Here is a 24,660-nt window from a genome sequence, read left to right as displayed (position 1 = left end):
GACGAGAACTGCGCACCGGACGACGTGATCAGCGGGGTGGCGGATCGACCTTCACGCCGCCGCCCTCGTGTTCCGGTCCGGCGTCGGGATGGTCGGCGGGCAGACGGTCGCGGAACCGTGCGGCCTCGCTGGGAACGGGACCGCCGGCGGGGTCCTGCGAACGACGATACGGTCCGGGCTTCGGACGGGGCTTGCCGCCCGGGAAGGCGAGCCGGGCGATGGTGCGGTGCACCATGAACCACTGCTTGCCCAATCGGCCCGAGTTGTAGGGCAGTTCGTAACGCTCGCAGATGTCCTTGACCTTCGGCGCGACCTCCGCGTAACGGGTGCTCGGCATGTCGGGGAACAGGTGATGCTCCACCTGGTAGCCGAGATTGCCGCTGAGGATGTGGAACAGCGGGGTGCCTTCGATGTTCGCGGCGCCGACGAGCTGCCGCACGTACCACCCTCCACGCGACTCGTTCTCGACCTCCTTCTTCGAGAAGGTATAGGTCTGGTCCGGGAAGTGCCCGCAGAAGATGATCGCGTGCGCCCACACGTTGCGGATGATGTTGGCCGTGATGTCGGCGAGAACCGTCGCGAGGAAGGTCTTCTCGACACCGGGCAGATACCGGTCGGCGAGATGGGCTGCGGTACGAAACTTCCCGGACCGACCCTCGCCCATCGGTCCCTTGCTCATCGACCGCAGTCGCCTGCCCAGACGCGAGGTCTTCGGCTGGGGCAACCGGCCCTGCAGCGCGACCTGCGCGAGACCGAACAGCGCGGCGCTCACCAGCGGCCAGCCGACGTAGTCCTTGACGAACTGCGCGCGGGCCTTGCCGAAGATGCCCTTCAGCTCCTCGATCACCTGACCGGTCGACTTCTCGCCGGCCCACAACGCCTCGAGGTCGAGGTCGTGCAGCGCCACACCCCATTCGAAGAGCACGGTGAGCAGCGCGTTGTAGAGAGGTTGCGCCAGGTAGACGGGGTGCCACTTCTGGTGCGGGTCGATCCGCATGATCTCGTAGCCGAGATCCTTGTCGAGACCGCGGATGTTCGTGAACGTGTGGTGGATGTAGTTGTGCGAGTGCTTCCACGCCTCCGCGGTGGAGGCGGTGTCCCAGTCCCACACCGACGAGTGGATGTCCGGATCGTTCATCCAGTCCCACTGGCCGTGCATGACGTTGTGGCCGATCTCCATGTTCTCGAGGATCTTCGCCACTCCGAGACAGGCCGTCCCGGCCACCCATGCGGGCTTGTACGACGACGCGAAGAGCAGTACCCGCCCCGCGACGACCAACTGCCGCTGCGCGGCGATGACGTTCTTGATGTACTGCCGGTCCTTGTCGCCGAGACTCGAGTACACCTCGTCGTGGATGGCGTCGAACTCCTTGGCGATCTGCTCGAGATCGTCGTCGCTCAGATGCGCGAGCGGACTCTGTGGTTCCCGCGTCCCGGTGTCGGTCCTGTCGATGCTTCTCGTCACGACGCCCCCTGCTTCGAAGCCGGTTGCTTCACAGTTCTATTTCGATGTCACCCTCCGCGGTGTGGATGCAGGTACGCACCGCAGCCCCGGTGGGCTCGCTCACCTCGTCGGTCCGCAGGTCCCGGAGTTGCCCGGATTTCAGCGTTCCGACGCACGTGTGGCAGATGCCGATACGGCAGCCGTACGGCAACTTCAGGCCGGCGTTCTCGCCTGCGACCAGGATGGGTGTTCCCCCGTCGCACTCCACCTCTTTCTCGCTGTCGAGGAAGTGGATGGTGCCGCCCTCGCCGCTCCCGGCATTCCCACCGATGATCGGCTGGAAACGTTCGAGGTGGAATCTTTCGGGATCACCGTGTTCGTCCCAGCGTTCTTCGAGGGCGTCGAGCAGGTCGCGCGGGCCCGAGCAGAAAGCGTCGCGTTCGCGCCAGTCGGGGCACAGATCGTCGAGGTCGTCGGGGGTGATGCGGCCGCGGTCGCCGCTGAGCCACAGCTCGAGACGCATTCCGGGATGCCGCTCGTCGAGGTCGCGCAGGGTCGAGCCGAAGATCACCTCGTCCTCGGTGTGGGCGGAATGCACGACGACGACGTCGTCGATGCGGTCGCGGTGGTCGAGGCTGCGCAGCATGCTCATGATCGGCGTGATCCCGCTGCCCGCGCTGATGAACAGCATCTTCGCGGGCAGCGGGTCGGGCAGGGTGAACACGCCCTCGACCTCACCGAGGCGGACGATGTCGCCGGGCTCGAGTTTGCGGACCAGGTACGGCGAGACCACGCCGTTCTCGACGAGTTTGGGTGTGACGCTGATGAGCCCGTCGACCGGATCGGGGTCGGAGGTGAGCGAGTACGCGCGCCAGTGGTAGACCCCGTCGATGATCACCCCGAGCCGCACGTACTGGCCCGGCTCGTGCCCGCGCCACTCGTAGGCCGGGCGGATGAGCACCGATGCGGCGTCGCCGCCCTCGGGGACGACCCGCTCCACACGGCCGCGCAGTTCGCGGGTCGTCCAGAGCGGGTTGATCATCTCGAGATAGTCGTCGGGCCGCAGAGGTGTGAACAGGTGCCGCACCGTGCGCAGCAACCATCTCCGAACCGGGTGCACGTGTGGGCGAGCGCCGCGTTCCGCCATGGCGTCACACTACGCGTACGTACACGCCGTACGTGCCGATTCGCTCCCGCTGTGGGAGCGGCGATCACGATGCGGCCACGGCCTTTCCGGCGACGACCACAGCGGAACGACGTCAGCCCGCGACGACGGTCGAGTCGTCACGGGCTGAGCCGGTACATCCGAGCGGGGATCCGCCCACACGGAAGAAGGGTGAACGCGGGGTCTCGGGTCGGCCCCGCATCCTCAGAAGTTGATCATGTGTCCTGCGAGACCGTGGATGGCCTCCTGCAGCGCCTCGCTCAGAGTCGGGTGCGTGTGGACGTTGCGCGCGAGCTCGTTGACCGTAAGGTCCCACTTCTGGGCCAGGGTCAGCTCGGGCAGCAGCTCCGAGACGTCGGGGCCGATGAGGTGGCCGCCGATGAGCTCACCGTGGGTCTTGTCGGCGATGAGCTTGACGAAGCCGTTGGGATCGCCCAGACCGTGCGCCTTGCCGTTGGCGGTGAACGGGAAGGTCGCGACCTTCACGTCGTAGCCCTCGGCCTTCGCCTGCTCCTCGGTGAGACCGAAGGAGGCGACCTGCGGCTGGCAGAAGGTCGCACGCGGCATCATGCGGTAGTCGCCGAGCTCGAGGGTCTCGGCACCGCCGATGGTCTCGGCCGCGACCACGGCCTGCGCCTCCGCGACGTGCGCGAGCTGAAGCTTCGCGGTGACGTCGCCGATGGCGTAGATGCCCTTGACGTTGGTGCGCATGCGCTCGTCGATCGCGATGGCACCGCGGTCGGTGAGCTCGACGCCGGTGTTCTCGAGGCCGTAGCCCTCGACGCGCGGCGCGAAGCCGACCGACTGCAGCACCTTGTCGACCGTGACGGTCTCGACGTTGCCGGACTTGTTGTCCTTGATCTCGACGGTCACCTTCGAACCGTCGTCCGAGATCTTCTGCACGGCGGCACCGGTCTTGATGGTGATGCCGAGCTTCTTGTACGCCTTGGCGATCTCCTTGGAGACGTCGGCGTCCTCGTTGGGCAGTGCGCGGTCGAGGAACTCGACGATGGTGACGTCGACCCCGTAGTTCTTCAGGACGTAGCCGAACTCCATGCCGATGGCGCCGGCACCGACGATGACGATGGACTCGGGGAGGTCGCGGGTGAGGATCTGCTCCTCGTAGGTGACGACGTTGTCGCTGAGCTCGGTGCCCGGCAGCAGCTTGGTGACGGAGCCGGTGGCGATGATGACGTTGTCGAAGGTCACCTGTTCGGTGCCGCCCTTGGTGAGGGCCACCTCGATGGTCTTGGCGTCGACGAACGAGCCCTTACCGTCGTATTCGGTGATCTTGTTCTTCTTCATGAGGAAGTGCACGCCCTTGGTGCGCCCGTCCGCGACCTTGCGGCTGCGGTCGTAGGCGGCACCGAAGTCGAAGGACACGTCTCCCGAGATGCCGAAGGTCTTGGCCTCTTTGTTGAAGAGATGTGCCAGCTCGGCGTTGCGGAGAAGTGCCTTGGAGGGGATGCAGCCGACGTTCAGGCAGACACCACCCCAGTACTTCTGCTCGATGATGGCGGTGCTCAGTCCCAGCTGTGCCGCGCGGATAGCAGCGACGTACCCACCGGGACCGGCTCCGAGGACAACGACGTCATAGTGTGAGGTCACGGATATACAGGGTAGTCCCGCCCGATTCCGGTGTCTGCCGATGGTCCGGTTACCGACCGGTAGCTACCGGATCCGGTGATCGGCCGTGTATCGGCGCACGGCGAGCGGGACCGTCACGGCGAGCAGCACGACACACCAGCCGAACGCCGACCACACCGGATGGTGCAGAGGCCACGCCGCATCCGCGGGTACCGGCGCGGACGCCGAGAGCAGCTCGCGCAGCGCACCCACGACGGCACTGATGGGATTCCACTCCGCGATCTGCCGCACCACCACGGGCATCGTGTCGGTGGGCACGAAGATGTTCGAGAACATGATCGTGCCGAAGATCATGGGTGCGCACTGCTGCAGGACCTGTTCGTCACGGATCGAGACGCCGAGCCACACACCTACCCACGAGAGCGCGAACCGGAACAACAGCAGCACCAGCGCGGCGAGGGCGATCTCCCCGGCGCCCGCTTCGATCCGCCAGCCGACGAGATATCCGATGCCGACCATCGGCGCCAGCGTGACCGCACAGGTCAGGGTCTCGGCGAAGGCGAGCCCGGCGGGCGCGGCCACCGGCGAGGTGGGCAGGGTCCGGAAGCGATCCGACAGTCCGCTGCGCATGTCGGCGTTGGCGGTGGCGGCGGTGGTCGCGAGGCCCATGGCCGCCACGAGGACGAGCACGCCCGGCATCAGGTATGCACGGTAGGCGGCGCCCTCGCCGCCGGACAGGGCGCCGGCGAAGACGAATCCGAAGAGCAGCATCATCCCCAGCGGTGCGGCGAGGGTGACGAACAGCAGGGCCGGCGAGTGCCGGTAGGTCAGCAGGACGCGATGAAGCAACGTCCGGGTGCCGGTGAGGGCAGAACTGCCGTGGCCGGACTCGTGGAGGGTGGTCATGCGGACTCCTCGATTCGCTCGCGTCCGGTCAGGGTCAGGAATGCCTCGTCGAGACCGACGCGGCGACGGCCGATGTCGTCGACGGGGACACCCGCGTCGTCGAGGGCGCGCAGCACCGGCAGCAGCGGCACCGAGTGGGCATCGGTCGTGAAGGACAGCCGGACCGAGCCGTTCTCCCCCGGCTTCCGGACGCCGGTGTGGCGCAGGCCGAATGCGCCGATGACGGCGACGGCCTCGTCGACGTGGGCGGCACCGGGCAGGACGAGGTCGAGTCCGGAGCCGACCGCCTCCTTGATCTCGGCGGGAGTGCCGGTCGCGATCGTCCGGCCGGCGTCGAGGATCGTGATGTCGTCGGCGAGCCGGTCGGCCTCGTCGAGATACTGCGTGGTGAGCAGGACCGCGGTGCCCTTGGCGACCAGTTCGCCGACCATCCCGTAGATCTCGCTCCGACTGCTCGGATCGAGACCGGTGGTCGGTTCGTCGAGGAAGAGCACGTCGGGTCGCACGAGCATCCCGGCGAGCAGATCCAGCCGCCGGCGCATGCCGCCGGAGTAGGTGCTCGCCTGCCGGTTCGCAGCCTCGGCCAGACCGAAGCGGTCGAGCAGTTCGATCGCACGGGCGTGGGCGGCGCGGCCGCCCAGACCGTGCAGGCGAGCGACGATCATCAGGTTCTCGACACCGGTCAGCCGCAGATCCACCGCATGGTACTGACCGACGAAGCCGATGCAGCGCTTCACGCGGGTCGCGTCGTGCACCACATCGAAGCCGCGTACGCGGGCACGTCCGGCCGTGGGCCGCAGCAGGGTGGCGAGCATCCGCACCGTGGTGGTCTTCCCCGATCCGTTCGGACCGAGGAGCGCATGGACGCGCCCCGGCGGGACGCGCAGGTGGACGTCGTCGACGACGGTGCGGTCGCCGAACGCCCGGCTGAGGCCTTCCGCCTCGAGTGCCATCTCGGTCACGATCCACCTCTCGACTGGGAACAACGTTCGCAGTTCGAGGGTACGCATCTGCGAACATCGTTCGCAACCCGTTCGAGGAGGCATGCTGTCCTGCATGACGGTCTCCGACTCGATCTGGCTGCGGTCCGACACGGGGCGCCCCGGCCCGCGACCGGCCTACACGCTCGACCAGCTCGCAGACGCGTGCGTGCGGCTCGCCGACGAGGACGGCATCCGCGCCCTGTCCATGCGCAGGCTCGCCGACGCCCTCGGTACCGCCCCCGCGTCGCTCTACCGCTACGTCTCCGGCAAGACCGATCTCGTGGACCTCATGGTCGACCGGGCCGGCGCCGAATACCGCTTCACTCCGCTGACCGGTGACGTGCGCGCCGACGTACTCGACGTCGCCGAACAGTCCCGCGCAATCCACCGCCGGCATCCTTGGCTGAGCCAGGTCACGGCATCGACGCTCGGCCCGAACTCGATGCGGTATCTCGACCACCTCGTCGGCGCGCTCGCCCCTGCCGGACTCGACCCGACCGCGACGATGACGGGGGTCGCCCTGCTGTCGGGATGGATCACCAACTTCGCCGTGCAGGAGGCCGCCGGGATGTCGGCGGGGGCGGCCGGCGGCGGAGCCGCGCACATCGCCGCGATGCTCGAGCACGGCGACTACCCGCATCTCACCGCCCTGATGACCGGCGCGTCCGCCGGAGGGACCGCGGGGGACGCCGCCGATCCGGACGGCGACAGCGACAGCGCTTCGGACGGCGGTACCGACGCGAACGACCGTGCGTTCCGCGCCGGCATCGACGCGCTCCTGTTCGGCATCGCGCCGACTCGCTGACCTCGGCCGCAGAGCTCTCACGCGTGTCGGAGTGATGATCATGGACCGGGCGTGCGGAGACATTCTTGGTGACCACTTGGTGCGCGACGATCTCGGCGTCCTCTCGGCACCAAGTGGGTTCCAAGTCCGGCCGCGCACGCTACCGGCATGACTTCCGCATCCCTCATCCCGCGCCTCACCACCGACGACGACCTGCTCGGAATGCGTCTCGCACACCGCGTGATCCTCCGCGATGTCACCCGGCTCCGCGAACTGGCCGACCGCATGCTCGCGGATCCGTCGAGCTTCGACAGGGCCCGCTACGCGGCGACCGCCGACTACGTCGGATTGTTCGTCGCGAGTCTCCACCACCATCACAACGTGGAGGACCTCGCGCTCTGGCCGCTGATCGCCGCGTCGGCCGGCCGCCACGTCGACTTCATCGAACTCACCGACGACCACGACGAACTCGACCCGCTCCTCGACGAGCTCGGCGAGTTCACCCGTGCGCTCCCCGACCCCGCAGCGGTGGCCGGCTTCGCGCGCACACTCCGAACACTGAGCGAGCATCTCCACGAGCACATCGCGGACGAGGAACGGTCGGTCTTCCCGCTCATCACCGGGCACGTCTCCGCCGACGCATGGCAGCGGTTCGAGAAGGACGCCCAGCGCGGTGGCCGGGCCGACTTCGACCTCACCCGCTTCTTCGCCGTGATGACCGCGGAGGAGACCGAGCGGGTCCGCCGCGAACTGCCGTTTCCGGTGCGACTGATGGTCGCGGTTTTCTCCCGCCGGCAGCGACGCCGTGAGCGCGCGGTGTTCGGCCGGCCCGACCGTCCTCCGGTCGGATGATGGCGTGTGTCATCCGGTTCGGGCATGATGTCGCCGTGCGTGTTCCCCGTCGAGATCAACCCGCGCGGCGCGAGGCCGCTCGGGTGTTCGACACGGGAGAACCCACATGGAATACAACGCAATGATCGAAATCGACGCCGACCTCGATCTCCTGACCGACGACGAGACCGTCGACCTCATCGAACCGATCGTCCCGCACCACGGGGCGGTGGGCCGCCGCGATAACGGTTGCGCCCAGCTCATCATCACCGTCGACGCCGTCGACGCGATCCACGCCCTGGGGTTCGTGCGCGACCTGATGCAGGACTCGTACTCGTCCTACCGCGTGAACGCGGTGGATGTATTGCCCACCAGCGCGTTCGACGCGATCTACGGTTTCGGCGACTACTTCGCCTGATACGGGAGCGCGGTGAGGGTCCGCACTGCGCGGACCCTCACTTGCGGCGCCCGAACCTGCGCATGCCGAGCAGGTAGCGCGGGATCGACCGGAACGGGACCCGAATCGGCCAGTCGTCGGGACGGAAGTACGCCTCGGTGCCGCCGTCGACCACCACCACACTGCCCGTCATGAAGTCCGCCGCCGGCGACAGCATGAATTCGACCCACTGCGCGATCTCGTCGGGCTTCCCGAAGCCGCCGAGCGGAACGGGGAAGCTCTCCACCGCCTTCTTGAGCGGGCTTTCGAGTTGCGCGTCGAGCAGCGGGGTGGAGATCGCTCCGGGCGCGAGGATGTTGAGGCGGATGCCGGCACCCGCCCACTCGGGGCCGACCGCGGCGCGTCGCGCCCATCGGGTCACGGCGATCTTCGACGCCGCGTAGGTGAACGGCGGACCCGCCTGCGGGATGCGCGTGGTGCGCGCGATGCCCTTGTCCATGTCGCCGGCGAGGAAGGCCTTCACCGCCGAGTTCGGCACGCCGGGAGTCGTGGTCGTCGAATTGGAGCCGAACACCACGACCTTGCTGTTCGCGGAGGCGGCCAGAGCCGGTCGCCAGCCGACGAGCAGGTCGATCACGCCGCGCACGTTGACCTGCGCGATGATCTTCTCCTTGCCGGGGGCGGGGCCCAGGCCCGCGGCGAGCACGGCACCGTCGAGACGGCTGCCCGCCAGCTCGAGCGTGGCCCGGACGGCGTGGGAACGGCCCTCCGGAGTGGACAGGTCCGCCGTGACCTCGGTGTCCTTCAAATCGATGCCGATCACCGTGTGCCCCGCGGCCCGCAGCCGCTCCGCGCTCGCCCGGCCCATTCCCGACGCGGCACCCGTCACCGCATATACCGCCATGTGCCCCTCCATCGTTGGATTCGGGCACGTTACAGCGAGGCGACCGCCTCGTGCAGCAGGGAGACGTACCGAGCGAGACCTGCCGCGTCGAGGACGTCCGGGGAGGTCGTCACCGACAAGGTGACGGTGTCGCCGATCCCGTGCACGCCGTGGGTGAGTGCCTGCACGGGCGACAGGCCGGGGAAGCCGGAGGTGAACCGCACCCGTCCGCCGCCGAGTTCCAGGTCGGCCGGCCCGCGGTCGACGCTGGAGACGACGGTGTTTCCGGTGACGGTGGGCGGGACGACCGACAGATCGAGTCGGTCGGTGCCGAATCGCAGCAGCGGCGCCGGGACGTGGTCGTCGGTGCGGGCCCGGATCGCCATGGCGGGGTGCCGCGCGCGGATCCGCTGCAACGCCAGGTCGGCGGCGATCGCCGCGGCACGTTCGTGCGGGTCGCGGATCGCGCAGTGCAGGTCGACGCCGACATTGCGGTAGCTGTTGCGGGCCGTGCCGACGGGCACCGCCACGGGAACCTCTGCGGACAGTTCGTCGACGCCGAGGAATTCCGACAGGGCGGCGCCGATGGCCGTGAGCGCACCCACGGTGACCGTGCCGACCTGGCGCAGGTCCGCTGCGTCGAACACGAGTGTCCGGACCGTCCGGCACGGTCCGGGTGCGGTGTTCACGGCGACCAGCGGCCTCCCCGGTGTCGGCTGCGGAATCGACGGATCGGCGAGCCGACGCTGCGCCTCCACCGCCCGTCGACCGTCGGTGATCACCCGCGGGATCGAGAAGGGCAGCCGCAGGACGGCACGCGCGAGCATCCCGACGGGCGAAGGGGCACGCGGCGGGGTCGTGGGAGTCGCGGTGCCCGCCAGCAGGTCGCGGGCGAGCGCGGAGGTGCGCACCCCGTCGGCGAAGGCGTGCGACATCTGCAGAACGACGACGAGCGCGGGACCGTCCCCACGCGGAGCTCCCGTGACCTGCGGGAAGACGTGCAGTCGCCACGGCGAGACGGTGACGTCGACGCGGGTCGCGACGAGCCCGGACAGCGTGTCGAGCATGTGCTCGTAGCTACCGGATCCGTGGACGACGAACGGGTCCTCGGTAGGGGTGTGCGCGGCCCAGTAGGGATAGTCGAGACCCGCGGGGACCTCGACCATCCGCACCTGCAGCTCCCCCATCCCCGTCGCCCGCGACCGCAGCTCGTCGAGCACGTCGCCAACCGGAGCCGCGGGGGCGTCGAAACAGTAGAGGGCGAACAGGTCGCTCGGGATGCGGTCGCCAAGCCATTCCCGGCGCGCGTCCGACGGATGCATCTGCACGAGGTCACAGTCTGCCTGCCGCCCGCGGCACGTGCGGGGCGGGTATGAATGGGTCATGAGCGACGACACGACCGATCCGTACCTGTGGCTCGAGGACGTCACCGGCGAGGAACAACTCGACTGGGTGCGTGCCCGGAACGGCCGAACGGTCGAGGAGTACACCCGCACCGAGAGCTTCACCGACCTCGAATCCCGCATCCGCGAGATCCTCGACACCGACGCCCGCATCCCCTATGCACGTCGGCGGGGCGAGTACCTCTACAACTACTGGCGGGACGCCGAGCACGTACGCGGCCTGTGGCGTCGCACGACGATGGAGCAGTACCTGCGCGACGAACCCGAATGGGACGTCCTCGTCGACCTCGACGCCGTCGCCGCAGAGGAGGGCGAGAACTGGGTGTGGTCGGGTGCCCAGGTGCTGCGGCCCGATCAGACGCGCGCGCTCATCAGCCTGTCGCGCGGCGGTGCCGACGCGAGTGTGATCCGCGAGTTCGACCTCGTCGAGCGGCGATTCGTCTCGGGCCCGGACAGTTTCGAACTGCCCGAGGCGAAGACGGACATCGGGTGGATCGACGCCGACACCGTCTACGTGGGAAGCGATTTCGGCGACGGATCACTCACCGACTCGGGTTATCCGCGACTCGCGAAGAAATGGCGGCGCGGCACCCCGATCGAGGAGGCCGAGACGGTCTTCGAAGGTGAGCGCACCGATGTCGCCGTCTCCGCCTGGTACGACAACACTCCCGGTTACGAACGCAGCTTCGTCGACCGCGCGATCGACTTCTACCGGACGCAGCGTTTCGAACTCACCGCGGACGGCGAACTCGTCGAACTGGATGTTCCCGACGACGCGCGGGTGAGCGTGTACCGCGACCACCTGCTCGTGCGCACCCGCTCCGAATGGCTCGGCCATCCCGCCGGCACCCTGCTGGCCGCGAACTATCCGGCCTTCCTCACCGGGTCGCGCGAGGTGACGGTGCTCTTCGCCCCGGACGAGCACACCTCGCTCGAGCAGTACGCGTGGACGCAGAATCACCTGCTCGTCGTCACACTGCGCGACGTGCAGACCCGCGTGCGGGTGCTCACGCCGGGTGAGGACGGCTGGTCGGACGAGGAGCTGCCCGGCATCCCCGATGCCACGTCGACCTCGATCATCGACGTCGATCCGCTCAACAGCGACGACTTCTTCCTCAACTCCAGCGGTTTCACGATCCCTGCGACCCTGCTGTCGGGGACGGTCGGCGGCCCGGTGGAGGCGATCAAGCAGGCCCCGTCGTTCTTCGACGCCGAGGGCATCACCGTCGAGCAGTTCTTCGCGACGTCCGACGACGGCACGCAGGTGCCTTACTTCGTGGTCGGCAGCAACACCGGAGCCCAGTCGCCCACACTGCTGTACGGATACGGCGGGTTCGAGAACTCGATGGTGCCGGCCTACAGCGGCGGCGTCGGGCGGGCGTGGCTCGAGAAGGGCTACACCTACGTCATCGCGAACATCCGCGGTGGCGGCGAGTACGGACCCACCTGGCACACGCAGGCCCTGAAGGAGAACCGGCACAAGGTCTTCGAGGACTTCGCCGCGGTCGCGAAGGATCTCGTCGCGCGCGGGATCACGACGGCCGAGCAACTCGGCACTCAGGGCGGCAGCAACGGCGGTCTGCTCATGGGCGTGATGCTCACCCGCTATCCCGAACTGTTCGGGGCGATCGTGTGCCAGGTGCCGCTGCTCGACATGAAGCGCTACCACCTGCTGCTCGCCGGCGCGTCGTGGATGGCCGAGTACGGCGACCCCGACAACCCCGCCGAGTGGGAGTTCCTGTCGAAGTACTCGCCGTACCAGAACACCGACCCGGACGCCGACTATCCGCCGATCCTCGTCACCACGTCGACGCGCGACGACCGGGTGCACCCCGGTCATGCGCGGAAGATGGTGGCGCGGCTCGAGGAGCAGGGTCACGAGGTCCGGTACTACGAGAACATCGAGGGCGGCCACGGCGGCGCGGCCGACAACGCCCAGGCGGCGTTCAAGTCGGCGTTGACGTTCACCTTCCTGGCCGACAAGCTCGCGGACCGGTGAACTTCGGGGAGGTTGTGTGCGTTTCCGTCGAAGAAGACGCACACAACCTCCCTCATCTCGACGGTCCGGTGGACTCGCGGACGACGAGTTGGGTCGGGAGTACGAGTTCGTCGGCCACCGCGACCCGCTCGTAGGCCTGCCGGGCGAGCATCTCGATGGCTCGCGCCCCGGCGTCCTCGGTGCGTTCGGCGAGCGTCGTGAGCGACGGCTGACACAGGTCGGACCCGAAGATGTTGTCGAAACCGACCACGCTCACATGCCCGGGCACGGACACCCCGCGTTCGCGCAGCCGGCGCAGCACCCCGATCGCGAGCATGTCGTTGTGGCACACCACCGCGGTGGCGCCGGCTGCCACGGCGGCATCGGCCGCGGCGGCACCGCCTCCGAGCGTCGGCGAGTACGGGCCGAAGCGACGCACCACGATGTCGTGGGCCTGCGCCGCCGCCTGCAGACCGGCCCACCGTCGCGCTCCCGACCACGACTCGGGCGGGCCGCCGAGGAACAGCAGCGAGCGGTGCCCGAGCGACGCGAGATGGTCGACGATCTGCCGCGTGCCCGTCTCGTAATCGGCCACGACGCAGGAGATTCCGCGGATCGCGCGATTCACGAGGGTTACGGCGTCGAGTTCCGCGACGCGGCGGAGCTGGTCGTCGGGCATGCGCGCGGCCGCCAGGACGAAGCCGTCGACGGCCGGCCCCAGGCGCCGGATGATGTGCGCTTCAGTGGTCGCGCTCTCCTGCGTGTCGGCAAGGACGAGAGTCCGCCCGGAGGCGACGGCGGCGCGCTCGGCCCCCTTGATCACGCCCGAGAAGAAGGGGTTCGTGATGTCGGGGACCAGCAGCGCCAGGGTGTTGGTGCGTCCCGATTCGAGGGCGCGGGCCGCGGGGTTGGGTGCGTAGCCGAGCCGGTCGGCGACCTCGAGGATGTGATCCCGGGTGGCGACATGGACCCGGCCCGGGTGGGTGAAGGCGCGGGAGACCGTGGACGCCGCGACCCCCGCCTCGCGGGCCACATCGGTGATGGTGGCGCGTTTCCGTGAACGCGGAGAGGCCGACATACGGACAGTATGGCAAAAAATGGCAAACGATTGCCGTGTGCTGCGCCACACCCCTACCGTCCCTGTATCCGATACTGAAGACCCACCCCCGAGGCATCCGATGACTGAAAACACCACCGTGCAGCGCACGCCCCGCAAGGCGGCACTCGCCGCGTGGAGCGGCAGCGCACTGGAGTACTACGACCTGGCGATCTACGGCACCGCCGCTGCGCTCGTCTTCCCCAAGATCTTCTTCCCCGAGGGGAACCAGGCGGTCGCGACCGTCGCGTCGCTCGCGACCTTCGGCGTCGCCTACGTCGCCCGCCCATTCGGTTCCATCCTGATGGGCCACATCGGCGACCGCTTCGGCCGCAAACTGATCCTCGTCGGCACGCTACTGCTGATGGGTGTCTCGACATTCCTCATCGGTTGCCTGCCGACCTACGGACAGGTCGGCATGATCGCGCCGATCCTGCTGGTCGTGCTGCGACTGCTCCAGGGACTGTCCGCCGCGGGTGAGCAGGCCGGCGCGAACTCCATGTCGTTCGAACACGCCCCCGACGACAGGCGCGGTTTCTTCACCAGCTGGACGCTGAGCGGCACGCAGGGCGGCCAGGTGCTCGCACCGCTCATGTTCCTGCCGGTGATCGCCCTGCTGTCCGAGGAGCAGTTGCAGTCGTGGGGCTGGCGCGTGCCTTTCTGGATCAGCGCCGTGATCGTGCTGATCGGTTTCCTCATCCGCCGCAGCCTCGACGAGACACCCGAGTTCCACGCCGAAAAGGCTCACGACGAGGCACCCAAGGCGCCGCTGGCCGTGCTCTTCCGCCACCACTGGACCGGCGTCCTGCGGGTCTTCTTCGCAGCCTTCATCGCCATGGTGAACACGGCCTTCCAGGTGTTCGCCCTCAACTTCGCCACGGCCGACGAATACGGCATCGGCATCAGCGACACCACGATGCTGTGGCTGGCGATCGTCGCCAACATCATCGCCGTGGGCACCATCCCCCTGTGGGCCATGCTGTCCGACCGCATCGGCCGCAAACCGGTCTTCGTCTCCGGCCTGATCGGCAGCGCCGTGATGGTGACGGCCTTCCTGTGGTCGATCTCGCGGGGCGACGTGCCGCTCGTACTCGTCACCGGCATCCTGCTCGCCGGCGTGATCTACAGCATGCCGAACGCCGTGTGGCCCGCGACCTACGCCGAGTACTTCCCCACCAGTGTCCGACTGTCGGGCATGGCGATCGGCACCCAGTTCGGCTTCGCGCTCGCCGGCTTCACCCCGGCCATCGCAGGGTCGCTCATGGACGGCAACGCCGACAACTGGTACCGCGTGGCCCTGTTCTGCGTCGGCGCCGTCGTCATCTCGCTGATTGCGGTGGCCACCGGACCGTCCGGAACCCACAAGGTCCCCACCCGTGAGATCGGCCTGCTCCCCCACGACCGGAACACCACGCCGGTCCCCGCCGGAGCCGCATCGTGAGTGCACGTCCCATCATCGCCGTGCTCAACGGACCCAATCTCAACCTGCTCGGCAAGCGCGAACCCCGTCTCTACGGCACCGCGACACTGGGGGACATCGAGAAGTCGTGCCGCCGCACCGCCGACGACCTGGGCTTCGACATCGACTTCCGGCAGACCAACCACGAGGGCGCCCTGATCGATTCGATCCACGACCTACGCGAATCGGCGGCCGGCTTCGTCGTCAACGCCGCGGCCTACACGCACACCTCGGTCGCGCTGCACGACGCGCTGGCCACAGTCGCGGCACCGATCGTGGAAGTGCACCTGACCAACGTCCACGCCCGCGAAGAGTTCCGGCACCGCTCCTACGTCGCTCCCGTCGCGAAGGCCGTCATCGCCGGCTGCGGCCCCGACGGATACGACTTCGCCGTCCGTCACCTGGCCGCACTCGCACTCGATACCGAGAAGAAGGAAAGCTCCCGATGACCACCGCAGTGCCCGCACGTACGTCCTTCCTGCTGGGTCTGTTCGGCGCCGGGATCGGCGGTTCTCTCACCCCGGTCATGCAGGAACGGGAGGGCTTCGCCTCGGGACTGAACCTGACCTACCGCCTCGTCGACGCCGAGCGCCTCGGCTACGGCGCCGAGAACCTGGCCGAGATGCTCGACTGGGCACAGCGTTTCGGGTTCGACGGGCTCAACATCACGCACCCCTTCAAGCAGGTCGTCATCCCCCTGCTCGACGAGTTGTCCGACGACGCCCACGATCTCGGCGCGGTCAACACCGTGGTGTTCCGGGACGGTCGCGCGATCGGCCGCAACACCGACTGGTCCGGCTGGGGACGCGCGTTCCGCCGCCGGATGCCCGAGGCAGTCTCCGACCGCGCCGTGCTGGTCGGGGCCGGTGGTGCCGGTTCGGCCGTCGGGTACGCGCTGCTCGAACAGGGCTCCGCGCACGTGTCCATTGTCGACGTCGACGTCGAGAAGGCGCAGGCCTGCGCGACCCGCCTGGCCAAGCGGTTCGGCGACGACCGGGTTCGCGCGACCACCGATCTCGCCGGTGCTCTGGCGTCGGCTCAGGGTCTGGTCAACGCGACCCCCACGGGCATGACCGGCCATCCCGGGCTGCCCGTCCCCGCCGAACTCGTCCGCGAGGACCTGTGGGTCTCCGACGTCGTGTACTTCCCGCTCGAGACCGAACTGATCCACCTCGCCCGCTCCCGCGGATGCCGGGTGGTGCCCGGTGGCGGCATGGCCGTCTTCCAGGCCGTGGGTGCCTTCGAGTACTTCACAGGCGTCGAACCCGACGCCGAACGGATGGTCCGACACTTCGAGGAGTTGACCAGCTGATGCGCCGCGGAATCGCCACCGTCTCGCTCTCCGGTGTTCTCGCCGACAAACTCGACGCGATCGCCGCTGCAGGATTCGACGGGATCGAGATCTTCGACAACGACCTCATCGCGTCGCCGCTGTCACCGGCCGAGGTGGCCCGGCGCTGCGCCGATCTCGGTCTGTCGATCGACCTGTTCCAGCCGATCCGCGACATCGAGGGCGTCGACCCGCGGCGGTTCCCCGACGTCCTGCACCGCGTCCGCCGCAAGCTCGAGGTGATGAACGAGCTCGGCGCGACGACCTTCCTGGCGTGCTCGAACGCGCTGCCGACCGCGATCGACGATCCGGAACTGTCCGCCGAACAGCTGCGCGCCGTCGGCGATCTCGCCGCCTCGCACGGGGTCACCTTCGCCTACGAGGCCCTCGCCTGGGGACGTCACGTCAACCGGGTCGGGCAGGCGTGGAATCTCGTCGAACGAGCCGACCACCCGGCCGTGACGCTGGCCGTGGACACCTTCCACATGCTCGCGCGCGGCGACGACGGACGCGCCCTGGCCGGCATCCCCGGCGAGCGCATCGGCTTCCTGCAGGTCGCCGACGCCCCGGTGCTCGACATGAACGTCCTCGAATGGAGCCGCCACTTCCGGTGCTTCCCGGGGCAGGGCATGCTCGACGTCTCCGGGGTGGTCGCGGCCGTGCTCGACGCCGGTTACGACGGTCCGCTCTCGCTCGAGGTCTTCAGCGACGTGGTGCGCGAAGCGGATCCGCATGTGACCGCGCGCGACGCGATGCGGTCGCTGCTGTTCCTCGAGGACCGGCTCGGTGCGCGGGTCACCGGGCCCGCACGCGAGAAAGTGACGGTCGCACCGCCGCTTCCGGCGCGCACCGACGCGGCGTTCGTCGAACTCGCCGACCCCGACCGCACCGACTACCCGGCGCTGCTCACCGGACTCGGATTCCATGTCGCCGGCCGGCACCGCAGCAAGCCCGTCGTGTGGTGGCGCAACGGCGGCGCGAACGTCGTTCTCAACGAGGAGCCCGCGCCGGGCCCCGCCGCGACCGCGCTGGGTCTCGTCGCCCCCGACGTCGCCGCGGTGGCCGAACGCGCCGCGAATCTGCTGTGGCCCGCGGTCGACCGCACCCGAGGGGAGGGCGAAGCGGGTCTGCCGGGCATCACCTCTCCCTCCGGTCTGCACGTCTTCGTCAGTGCCGAGCCGGGACAGACCGACGACTGGCACAACGACTTCGTGTCCGGCGACGCCCCGGGCACTTTCGTGTCCGACGACGCCACAGCCACTCCCCCGGCCGACGAGGGATGGCTCGGTCTCGACCACGTCGACGTGACGGTCGCGGCGGACGATCTGAACCAGGAGCTGTCGTTCTTCCGCACCCTGTTCGGACTGCGGCCGGAAGACCCCGAGGAGTACATCCAGCCGCAGGGCCGCCTGCGCATCCGCGCACTGCGCGCGGAGAAGGGTGACCTGCGGGTCGCGCTGAACGTCTCCGATACCGGCGCTGCGCCACAACCGCACGGTGTGACCCAGCTGGCCTTCGCCACGGCCGACGTCATCGACTCGGTACGGCACGCACGTGCACGCGGTGTGGAGTTCCTCCGACCCCCCGCGAACTACTACGCGGATCTCGACGCGCGGTTCGTGCTCGACCCCGGCCTGCTCGCCGTCCTGCAGGACAACGGGCTGCTCTACGACCGCAACGACGACGGCGGCGAATTCCTGCACGCCTACACGCTCCCGGTGCAGGGCGGTTTCCAGGTCGAACTCCTCGAACGGCGCGGCGGCTACACCGGATACGGCTCCCCCAACGCGCACGTCCGGCTCGCCGCGGCCGCCCGCGCCGGATCAGCGGTCGCGTAGCCAGGCCACGATCTTCGCTACGGTGTCGTCGTTGTCGCGGATCCATCCGTTGTGGCCCAGTGCCCGCGGGTTGTGCCACCGGGCGACGTCGGCGGAGGGCAGCTTCTCGAGCAGGTGCTGCGCCGACGCGACCGGGGTGAGGTCGTCGTCTTCGATCGTGATCGACAGGACGGGCAGCGTGAGACGCCCGACCCGTTCCTCGTAGTCGATGTCCGCACCGGCCGGTTCGAACNGGTGCGGGCCAGTCGCGCCCAGTCGGAGATCAGCACGCGCGACTGCCGGCCGAAACCGGCGACGTCGATGCGGTCGCCGGGCCAGAAACCGGCCACCGCGGCGGTCAGCGACATCGCCGTCGACCCGAGCCACAGTCCCGGTCCGCGGATGCCCACGTGGTGGCGGTAGTAGGGCGTGCCCGAGGTGACGAGGATCAGTCCGCCGAGCCGGCCGCGGATGCGCGCGGCGTAGAGCACCCCGAGTTGGCCGCCCATGGAGTGGCCGAGAAGGTACGGCGTCGAGTCGGGGAAGCGCTCCCGCACCACCTCGAAGACAGCGGGGAAGTGCGTCGCGACGATCTCGTGGTAGCCGTAGGTGCTGTCGGGTCCGGGCCTCGGACGGCTGTCGCCCTGGCCGGCCAGTTCACAGATCGCCGCGTCGAATCCGTGCTCGGTGATCGCCTGCGCGAACGGCTCGTAGTAACCGGCCGGGATGCCGAGCCCCGGCACGATCACCACGACGGCGCGGGAGGCGTCGCGACGTGTCTCGTGCTCGTGGTCGGGTCCCGCGAAGAGGCGCACCGGGGCCGTGGTGCCCCCGGGAAGCTGGATCGGTACGGTCTCCACCGGCCCAGACTAGGCCGATCCGGACGCGGCGGGTGCCGGTTTCCCAGTGTCCCTGCCACCCCGAGTCCGGAATTCAGGGTCGGGATGGGGGTCGTGCCCGGATGTGCTCGGGCCGGGTCGCGGCGGACGATCGAAATGTCCGGTCCAGCACCCCTTCGGAGGAACCCATGCGTACTCTTGCCACCCGCTCCCGTCTCGCGACCGCAGCCGTCCTGTCGCTCGGCACCACCGCAGTACTGCTCGGAACAGGAACTGCCGCAGCACAACCCGCGCCCGGTGTGGTCGGCATGAGCGAGCAGGCCGCGGTCGCCGTGCTCGCCGCGGAGGGTGTGCCGTACTCGATCGTCAACCGGTCCGGTTCCGCCGGCGGCGACTGCACCGTGACCGCTCAGCGCGACCGGGGATACCGGACCGAGGTCGAGTACGAATACGACAGTGACGACAACGAGTTCGATCGTGTCGAACGTCAGGTGTGGCGCGGGGTCGGCCTGACGGTCGTGTGCCGCTGACGCCTCCCTGCGGTCAGTCCAGACCGAAACCGCGCTCCCGCAGAGCTTCCCGCATCTGTTCCCTGCTCCCGAGCGCGCCGGGCGACGCGAAGCGCCCGAGTACACGTTCGACCCAGCTCTCCGCCAGACCCTGATCGCGGTAGAAGCCGGAGATCTCCTCCTCGTACGCGGCGAGGCCGGCATCCCGTTCCTCGGTCGAGTACTGCTCGCGATGCAGCACCACATCCTGACCCAACCGCGGCTTGACCTCCGACTCCACCTCGGGATCGGGACGGCCCACCACCAGCCCGACCACAGCGAAACTGTGGTCGGGCAGAGCCAGTTCTGCGGCCACGTCACGCGGATGGTTGCGGATGGCCCCGATGTAGACGGTGCCGAGACCGAGCGATTCCGCGGCGAGCACCGCATTCTGTGCGGCGAGCGCGGCATCGACTACCCCGAGCAGCGCGGACTCCACGTAGTCGACATTGACGAGGTCCTTGTCGTGCCGCTCGGCGACCCGCGCCGCGCGGGCGAGGTCGGCCACCCACACGAGCAGCAGTGGAGCGTCACGCACCGCCGGCTGGTTGCCGGCGAGAGTCGCGATCCGGGCGAGCCGGTCGCGGTCGGTGACGGCCACGACGCTCCACAACTGCAGGTTACTCGAGCTCGCGGCGGAGGAGGCCGCGGCCACGATCGCGCGCAGATCGTCCTCGGAGACGGCCTCGGGAAGGAACTTTCGCACGGAGCGATGCGCCAGTTGGAGAGCGATGACGTCGTTCCACGCGCCGGAACCATCGCGGCCGGCTACCTGCTCGGCGGCCCGGGTGCCGTATCTGCGGCGCAGTGCGGCGAGCTGTTCGTCCAGGACGACGTCGGTCATGGTGGGAGATCTCCTTCTGATCGGCAGTACCGACGGTCGAGTCTGCCTCCTCGCGTCCCGGCCGCCGAGCATTGCCCTCAGCATGATTTCAGCGTTATCCGGGCCGGCTCGTCCGACCGACCCCGAGACGAAGATCAGGGTGAAGATCCGGGCCGTTCCCGGATGTGCCGAGACCGTTACGGCGACAGGATGAATACATGAACTTCGAGAACCAGGCTCCCCGTCCCTTCACCCGCTCCTCGTCCCAGCGCATGCTCGGTGGTGTGTGCGCCGGACTGGCCGAGTACTTCAACGTCGACCTCAACCTCGTGCGTGCAGGCGCAGTCCTCGCAGCCTTCGTCACGGGCGGCACCGCCGTGTTGCTCTACCTCGCCCTGTGGATGCTGATCCCCGAGAACTGATCCGGATCACGGGGTCGGCCGAGACGACGACACCCCCGGCGGAGATCCGCCGGGGGTGTCGTATTCCGCTGCGAGGCAGCGGCACAGCTGTTCAGCTCAGCAGGAACTACTGGCCGAGGCCGAGAACGGCACTGCCGGTCTCGAGCAGGGTGCCGAGCAGTTCGGTGCCGCCGAGCAGTTCGAGGGCGGAGCCGATGAGTTCGATGACGTCCATGTGAATCTCCTTCGTCCGATCACATACCGGACGGGTCTCGTCCGATTGCTTTTCGCCTACCCGGAATTCCGATCGGAATTCCGTCGGGCTCGCATCAATTCTCAACACACTCGACGTGCCTGCGCGACCCGAGAATACGCAAATCGGATGTGATGACATTCACACTCGCAGAGATGCTGGGACGATCTCATATATGACCAGCTCACAGCGTCAAGGAAAGAAAACGGAACGTCCGTACCCATTTATTTCTGTTTGAATTCGATATTTCCGTTCGACCCGATTCATCCCGTTCGCCGACCGATTACGGCGAATCGACCGATCTATCGGTTGAATAACGACCGAAAGACGATGCCCGATTCGACCGGGATCGAATCGGGCATTTCCGGTGGATTGTCCGGGACCTCTACAGTCCGACCGCCTGCGACAGAAGCGGCCACGAGTTGCGCAGATCGTCCTCCCAGTAGTCCCAGGAGTGCGTACCCGCCGGACGCAGGTCGATCCGGGCGGGGATGTCCAACTCCTCGAGTCGCTGGGCCATCCGCTGGGTGCAGTGGTGGACCGCCGCCTCGATGCTGCCGCCGACGACCACCTGCCCGACGAGCCCGATCGGGTCGTTGTTCACCGACCGCGATCCGAGCCGCTCGTACTGCCCGGGCAGACCCGAACCCGACGAGATGTACAGGTCGATACCGCGGAGCTTCTCGGCCTGGAGGTAGGGATCGTTCTCGATCCAGGCCGGATCACCGACCGGGCCCCACATGTTCTCGGGGTCGCCACCCTTGACGCGTACGACGGCCTGCACGTAGGACTGCCCCAGCGGCGTGCTCGTCTCGGCGCATCCGCTGTACGCCCCCACCGCCTCGTACAGCTCGGGGGCCGTCGTGGCGAGGCCGAGCACCGACGTCCCCGACATCGACAGACCCGCAATCGCGTTGCGTCCCGACGTCCCGAACTCCGTGTCGATGACCGGCGGGAGTTCGTGCGTCAGGAAGGTCGTCCACATGTTGCGGCCGAGTGCGGGATCGTCGTTGTGCCAATCGGTGTAGTAGCTGTAGCCGCCGAGGAGCGGCGTGACGACGTTGATGTTCTTGTCCGAGAAGAAGTTCTCGACGTCGGTCTGCTTCTCCCAGGTGGCGATTCCCTGCCCGCCTCCCGAGCCGTTGAGCAGGTAGAGGGTGGGACGCGGTTCGCTCGAGTCGGCGGGCGTCCGGACCCGGAGGGGGATCACCTTGTCCATCGACGGCGAGTAGACGTTCGCGATGACGGTGCGGTCGCTCTCGTGCTCGACAGAGGTCAGCTCTCCCACCGGTCGCTGGTCGTCGGCTTCTACCGACTGCGCGAGAGCGCCTCCGGGAGCCGCGAGGATCATCGACGTTCCCACCGCCACCGTGAGCAGTACCCGCCGTAACCAGGACGACCGCATATTCTTCCATCCCCTCGTCGATCCGTCTGTCTGCGCCCCTCGGACCGGTTGCGGATCGGTACGAACCTCCGGAACCGGATGAAGTGACACGTTCGTGACATTCATCGTCCGCGGAGCCCGTTTCGTAACGAATATGTGATCGTTCCGTACCGGAGGCCGGAATCGTCGGGGAACAGCACGAGGCCCGACCCCACCGGAGTGGGATCGGGCCTCGTGTGGCTCAGGGGCGCTGGATCAGAAGTCCTCTCCGCCCGCAGGGGCGGATCAGAAGTCCTCTCCGCCCGCAGGGGCGGATCAGAAGTCCTCTCCGCCCGCAGGGGCGGATCAGAAGTCCTCTCCGCCCGCAGGGGCGGATCAGAAGTCCATGCCGCCCATGCCGCCGGTCGGGTCGCCCGCGGGAGCGGCGGCCTTCTCCGGCTTGTCGGCGACGACGGCCTCGGTCGTCAGGAACAGAGCCGCGATCGACGCAGCGTTCTGCAGCGCCGAGCGGGTGACCTTGACCGGGTCGTTGATGCCCGCTTCGAGCAGGTCCTCGTAGTCGCCGGTCGCAGCGTTGAGGCCGTGGCCGGCCTCGAGGTTGCGGACCTTCTCGGCGACGACGCCGGGCTCGAGGCCGGCGTTGAAGGCGATCTGCTTCAGCGGCGCCTCGAGAGCGACCTTGACGATGTTGGCACCCGTGGCCTCGTCGCCCTCGAGCTTGAGGTCGTCGAGAACCGGAGCGGCCTGCAGCAGGGCCACGCCACCACCGGCGACGATGCCCTCTTCGACGGCAGCCTTCGCGTTGCGGACGGCGTCCTCGATGCGGTGCTTGCGCTCCTTGAGCTCGACCTCGGTCGCGGCACCGGCCTTGATGACGGCGACGCCGCCGGCCAGCTTCGCGAGGCGCTCCTGCAGCTTCTCACGGTCGTAGTCCGAATCCGACGCCTCGATCTCGGCGCGGATCTGGTTGACGCGACCGGCGATGGCGTCGGGATCGCCCGCGCCCTCGACGATGGTGGTCTCGTCCTTGGTGACGACGACCTTGCGGGCCTGGCCGAGCAGCTCGATGCCGGCGGTCTCGAGGGAGAGGCCGACCTCTTCGCTGACGACCTCGCCACCGGTGAGGATGGCGATGTCGGCGAGCTGGGCCTTGCGGCGGTCACCGAAGCCCGGAGCCTTGACGGCGACCGACTTGAAGGTGCCGCGGATCTTGTTGAGGACCAGGGTGGACAGAGCCTCGCCCTCGACGTCCTCGGCGATGATCAGCAGCGGCTTGCCCGACTGGATGACCTTCTCGAGCAGCGGCAGCAGGTCCTTGACCGTGGAGATCTTGGAGCTGACGAGCAGGATGTAGGGATCCTCGAGCACGGCCTCCTGACGCTCTGCGTCGGTGGCGAAGTAGAGGGAAATGTAGCCCTTGTCGAAGCGCATGCCCTCGGTCAGCTCGAGCTGGAGGCCGAAGGTGTTGGACTCCTCGACGGTGATGACGCCTTCCTTGCCCACCTTGTCGATGGCCTCGGCGATGAGCTCACCGATCGCGGGGTCGCCGGCGGAGATGCCTGCGGTGGCGGCGATCTGCTCCTTGGTCTCGACCTCCTTGGCGGTGTCGAGCAGCTTGGCGGTGACGGCCTCGACGGCCTTCTCGATGCCGCGCTTCAGGCCGAGGGGGTTGGCGCCCGCAGCAACGTTGCGCAGACCCTCGCGGACGAGCGCCTGGGCGAGCACGGTAGCGGTGGTGGTGCCGTCACCCGCGACGTCGTCGGTCTTCTTGGCAACTTCCTTGACCAGCTCGGCGCCGATCTTCTCGTACGGATCCTCGAGCTCGATCTCCTTGGCGATGGACACACCATCGTTGGTGATCGTGGGGGCGCCCCACTTCTTCTCGAGAACGACGTTGCGACCCTTGGGGCCCAACGTCACCTTGACTGCGTCGGCGAGGCTGTTGAGGCCCCGCTCGAGGCCGCGACGGGCCTCTTCGTCGAACGCGATGATCTTGGCCATTGCGAAGTGATCCTCCGGGTATGGGGGTGACACCGGAGCGATCGCTCGTCGGATCGCTCCATGTACGCCTTCGGCCGGAAGCAGTGCCCGCGACGGACGACCAGGGGTGTCGAAAACCCGGTCTCACCCTACCGACCTGGCACTCACGTGTTGCGAGTGCTAAGTGCATTCTTAGCACTCGGGGGTGGCGAGTGCAAGATTACCGGCACCCGCCACCCCCGTCACGAAATCCGCGAAAGACCGACTACACGGTCGTCCGGATCATCGGTGCGGCGCTCGCTCAGCGCGGCGTCGAACCGACCCCCACGGCGCACCACTGCCCCGTCGCGGTGTTGACCGCGAACGACT

The 24,660-nt window shown here is 68.3% G+C and carries 21 protein-coding genes and 1 pseudogene; 10 read left to right on the top strand and 12 right to left on the bottom strand.

What is annotated here, in order from left to right; genetic code table 11:
• Positions 1 to 28 precede the first annotated feature (28 nt).
• The 5 genes from ACLBYD_RS21665 to ACLBYD_RS21645 all read right to left on the bottom strand — a co-directional run bounded on the left by ACLBYD_RS21665 (position 29) and on the right by ACLBYD_RS21645 (position 6,055).
• On the bottom strand, positions 29 to 1,465 hold the full coding sequence (locus tag ACLBYD_RS21665; protein ID WP_447818053.1) for a fatty acid desaturase family protein: 1,437 nt from the start codon (positions 1,463 to 1,465) through the stop codon (positions 29 to 31).
• Between the two features lie 28 nt (positions 1,466 to 1,493).
• Positions 1,494 to 2,591: a ferredoxin reductase gene (locus tag ACLBYD_RS21660; protein ID WP_447818052.1), complete on the bottom strand. Its 1,098-nt coding sequence runs from the start codon at positions 2,589 to 2,591 to the stop codon at positions 1,494 to 1,496.
• Between the two features lie 222 nt (positions 2,592 to 2,813).
• Positions 2,814 to 4,217 (bottom strand): dihydrolipoyl dehydrogenase, encoded by a 1,404-nt coding sequence (gene lpdA / locus ACLBYD_RS21655; RefSeq protein WP_059384716.1) that lies wholly within the window; start codon positions 4,215 to 4,217, stop codon positions 2,814 to 2,816.
• Positions 4,218 to 4,280: 63 nt separating this feature from the next.
• Complete coding sequence (locus tag ACLBYD_RS21650; RefSeq protein ID WP_447818051.1) at positions 4,281 to 5,102, bottom strand: ABC transporter permease; 822 nt, start codon at positions 5,100 to 5,102, stop codon at positions 4,281 to 4,283.
• The gene (locus ACLBYD_RS21645; protein ID WP_447818060.1) at positions 5,099 to 6,055 is read right to left on the bottom strand and encodes an ABC transporter ATP-binding protein; all 957 of its coding nucleotides are present in this window, start codon (positions 6,053 to 6,055) and stop codon (positions 5,099 to 5,101) included. Before ACLBYD_RS21645 ends, ACLBYD_RS21650 begins: the two co-directional genes overlap by 4 nt.
• A gap of 103 nt (positions 6,056 to 6,158) precedes the next feature.
• Between ACLBYD_RS21645 and ACLBYD_RS21640 the strand changes: the two genes are divergently transcribed.
• The 3 genes from ACLBYD_RS21640 to ACLBYD_RS21630 all read left to right on the top strand — a co-directional run bounded on the left by ACLBYD_RS21640 (position 6,159) and on the right by ACLBYD_RS21630 (position 8,118).
• Complete coding sequence (locus tag ACLBYD_RS21640) at positions 6,159 to 6,890, top strand: TetR/AcrR family transcriptional regulator (protein ID WP_447818050.1); 732 nt, start codon at positions 6,159 to 6,161, stop codon at positions 6,888 to 6,890.
• Positions 6,891 to 7,037: 147 nt separating this feature from the next.
• Complete coding sequence (locus ACLBYD_RS21635) at positions 7,038 to 7,721, top strand: hemerythrin domain-containing protein (RefSeq protein WP_447818049.1); 684 nt, start codon at positions 7,038 to 7,040, stop codon at positions 7,719 to 7,721.
• A 106-nt stretch (positions 7,722 to 7,827) separates the two neighbouring features.
• The gene (locus ACLBYD_RS21630; protein ID WP_447818048.1) at positions 7,828 to 8,118 is read left to right on the top strand and encodes a hypothetical protein; all 291 of its coding nucleotides are present in this window, start codon (positions 7,828 to 7,830) and stop codon (positions 8,116 to 8,118) included.
• A gap of 37 nt (positions 8,119 to 8,155) precedes the next feature.
• On the opposite strand, the gene ACLBYD_RS21625 is transcribed toward ACLBYD_RS21630, so the two are convergent.
• Positions 8,156 to 9,001 (bottom strand): SDR family oxidoreductase, encoded by an 846-nt coding sequence (locus ACLBYD_RS21625; RefSeq protein WP_447818046.1) that lies wholly within the window; start codon positions 8,999 to 9,001, stop codon positions 8,156 to 8,158.
• 29 nt (positions 9,002 to 9,030) lie between these two features.
• Complete coding sequence (locus tag ACLBYD_RS21620) at positions 9,031 to 10,365, bottom strand: wax ester/triacylglycerol synthase domain-containing protein (RefSeq protein WP_447818045.1); 1,335 nt, start codon at positions 10,363 to 10,365, stop codon at positions 9,031 to 9,033.
• Between ACLBYD_RS21620 and ACLBYD_RS21615 the strand changes: the two genes are divergently transcribed.
• Positions 10,364 to 12,382 (top strand): prolyl oligopeptidase family serine peptidase, encoded by a 2,019-nt coding sequence (locus ACLBYD_RS21615; RefSeq protein WP_447818044.1) that lies wholly within the window; start codon positions 10,364 to 10,366, stop codon positions 12,380 to 12,382. The genes ACLBYD_RS21620 and ACLBYD_RS21615 overlap by 2 nt on opposite strands.
• Positions 12,383 to 12,434: 52 nt before the next feature.
• On the opposite strand, the gene ACLBYD_RS21610 is transcribed toward ACLBYD_RS21615, so the two are convergent.
• Positions 12,435 to 13,439, bottom strand: a complete 1,005-nt coding sequence (locus ACLBYD_RS21610; protein ID WP_447818042.1) for a LacI family DNA-binding transcriptional regulator — start codon at positions 13,437 to 13,439, stop codon at positions 12,435 to 12,437.
• A gap of 100 nt (positions 13,440 to 13,539) precedes the next feature.
• On the opposite strand from ACLBYD_RS21610, the gene ACLBYD_RS21605 reads away from it, so the two are divergent.
• The 4 genes from ACLBYD_RS21605 to ACLBYD_RS21590 are packed head-to-tail and all read left to right on the top strand — an operon-like array spanning position 13,540 to position 18,084.
• Positions 13,540 to 14,898 carry an MFS transporter gene (locus ACLBYD_RS21605; RefSeq protein WP_447818041.1) on the top strand — a complete coding sequence of 453 codons (1,359 nt, stop codon included), beginning with the start codon at positions 13,540 to 13,542 and terminating at the stop codon, positions 14,896 to 14,898.
• Entirely contained in the window at positions 14,895 to 15,365 is a 471-nt protein-coding gene (gene aroQ, locus ACLBYD_RS21600; protein ID WP_447818040.1) for a type II 3-dehydroquinate dehydratase, read from the top strand. Before ACLBYD_RS21605 ends, aroQ begins: the two co-directional genes overlap by 4 nt.
• On the top strand, positions 15,362 to 16,228 hold the full coding sequence (locus tag ACLBYD_RS21595; RefSeq protein ID WP_447818039.1) for a shikimate dehydrogenase: 867 nt from the start codon (positions 15,362 to 15,364) through the stop codon (positions 16,226 to 16,228). The genes aroQ and ACLBYD_RS21595 overlap by 4 nt, the downstream gene beginning before the upstream one ends.
• Entirely contained in the window at positions 16,228 to 18,084 is a 1,857-nt protein-coding gene (locus ACLBYD_RS21590) for a TIM barrel protein (protein ID WP_447818038.1), read from the top strand. The genes ACLBYD_RS21595 and ACLBYD_RS21590 overlap by 1 nt, the downstream gene beginning before the upstream one ends.
• Here the strand turns inward: ACLBYD_RS21590 and ACLBYD_RS21585 are convergent.
• Positions 18,070 to 18,923, bottom strand: a pseudogene (locus ACLBYD_RS21585) (alpha/beta hydrolase family protein). The gene ACLBYD_RS21590 and the pseudogene ACLBYD_RS21585 sit on opposite strands and share 15 nt — an antisense overlap.
• Before the next feature lie 167 nt (positions 18,924 to 19,090).
• Between ACLBYD_RS21585 and ACLBYD_RS21580 the strand changes: the two are divergent.
• Positions 19,091 to 19,432, top strand: a complete 342-nt coding sequence (locus tag ACLBYD_RS21580) for a hypothetical protein (RefSeq protein WP_447818037.1) — start codon at positions 19,091 to 19,093, stop codon at positions 19,430 to 19,432.
• Positions 19,433 to 19,445: 13 nt separating this feature from the next.
• Here the strand turns inward: ACLBYD_RS21580 and ACLBYD_RS21575 are convergent, their stop codons facing one another.
• A complete protein-coding gene (locus ACLBYD_RS21575; RefSeq protein ID WP_447818036.1) occupies positions 19,446 to 20,294 on the bottom strand; it encodes an NADPH-dependent oxidoreductase in 849 nt (282 codons plus the stop codon).
• Positions 20,295 to 20,491: 197 nt separating this feature from the next.
• Between ACLBYD_RS21575 and ACLBYD_RS21570 the strand changes: the two genes are divergently transcribed.
• Positions 20,492 to 20,695: a PspC domain-containing protein gene (locus ACLBYD_RS21570; RefSeq protein WP_006553621.1), complete on the top strand. Its 204-nt coding sequence runs from the start codon at positions 20,492 to 20,494 to the stop codon at positions 20,693 to 20,695.
• A 617-nt stretch (positions 20,696 to 21,312) separates the two neighbouring features.
• Here the strand turns inward: ACLBYD_RS21570 and ACLBYD_RS21565 are convergent.
• A complete protein-coding gene (locus ACLBYD_RS21565; RefSeq protein ID WP_447818034.1) occupies positions 21,313 to 22,332 on the bottom strand; it encodes an alpha/beta hydrolase in 1,020 nt (339 codons plus the stop codon).
• A gap of 354 nt (positions 22,333 to 22,686) precedes the next feature.
• Entirely contained in the window at positions 22,687 to 24,312 is a 1,626-nt protein-coding gene (groL, locus tag ACLBYD_RS21560; RefSeq protein WP_016932760.1) for a chaperonin GroEL, read from the bottom strand.
• Positions 24,313 to 24,660: the final 348 nt, after the last annotated feature.

This window comes from Rhodococcus sp. C26F, from assembly GCF_053345925.1.
This window is presented reverse-complemented; position numbering and strand designations above follow the sequence as displayed.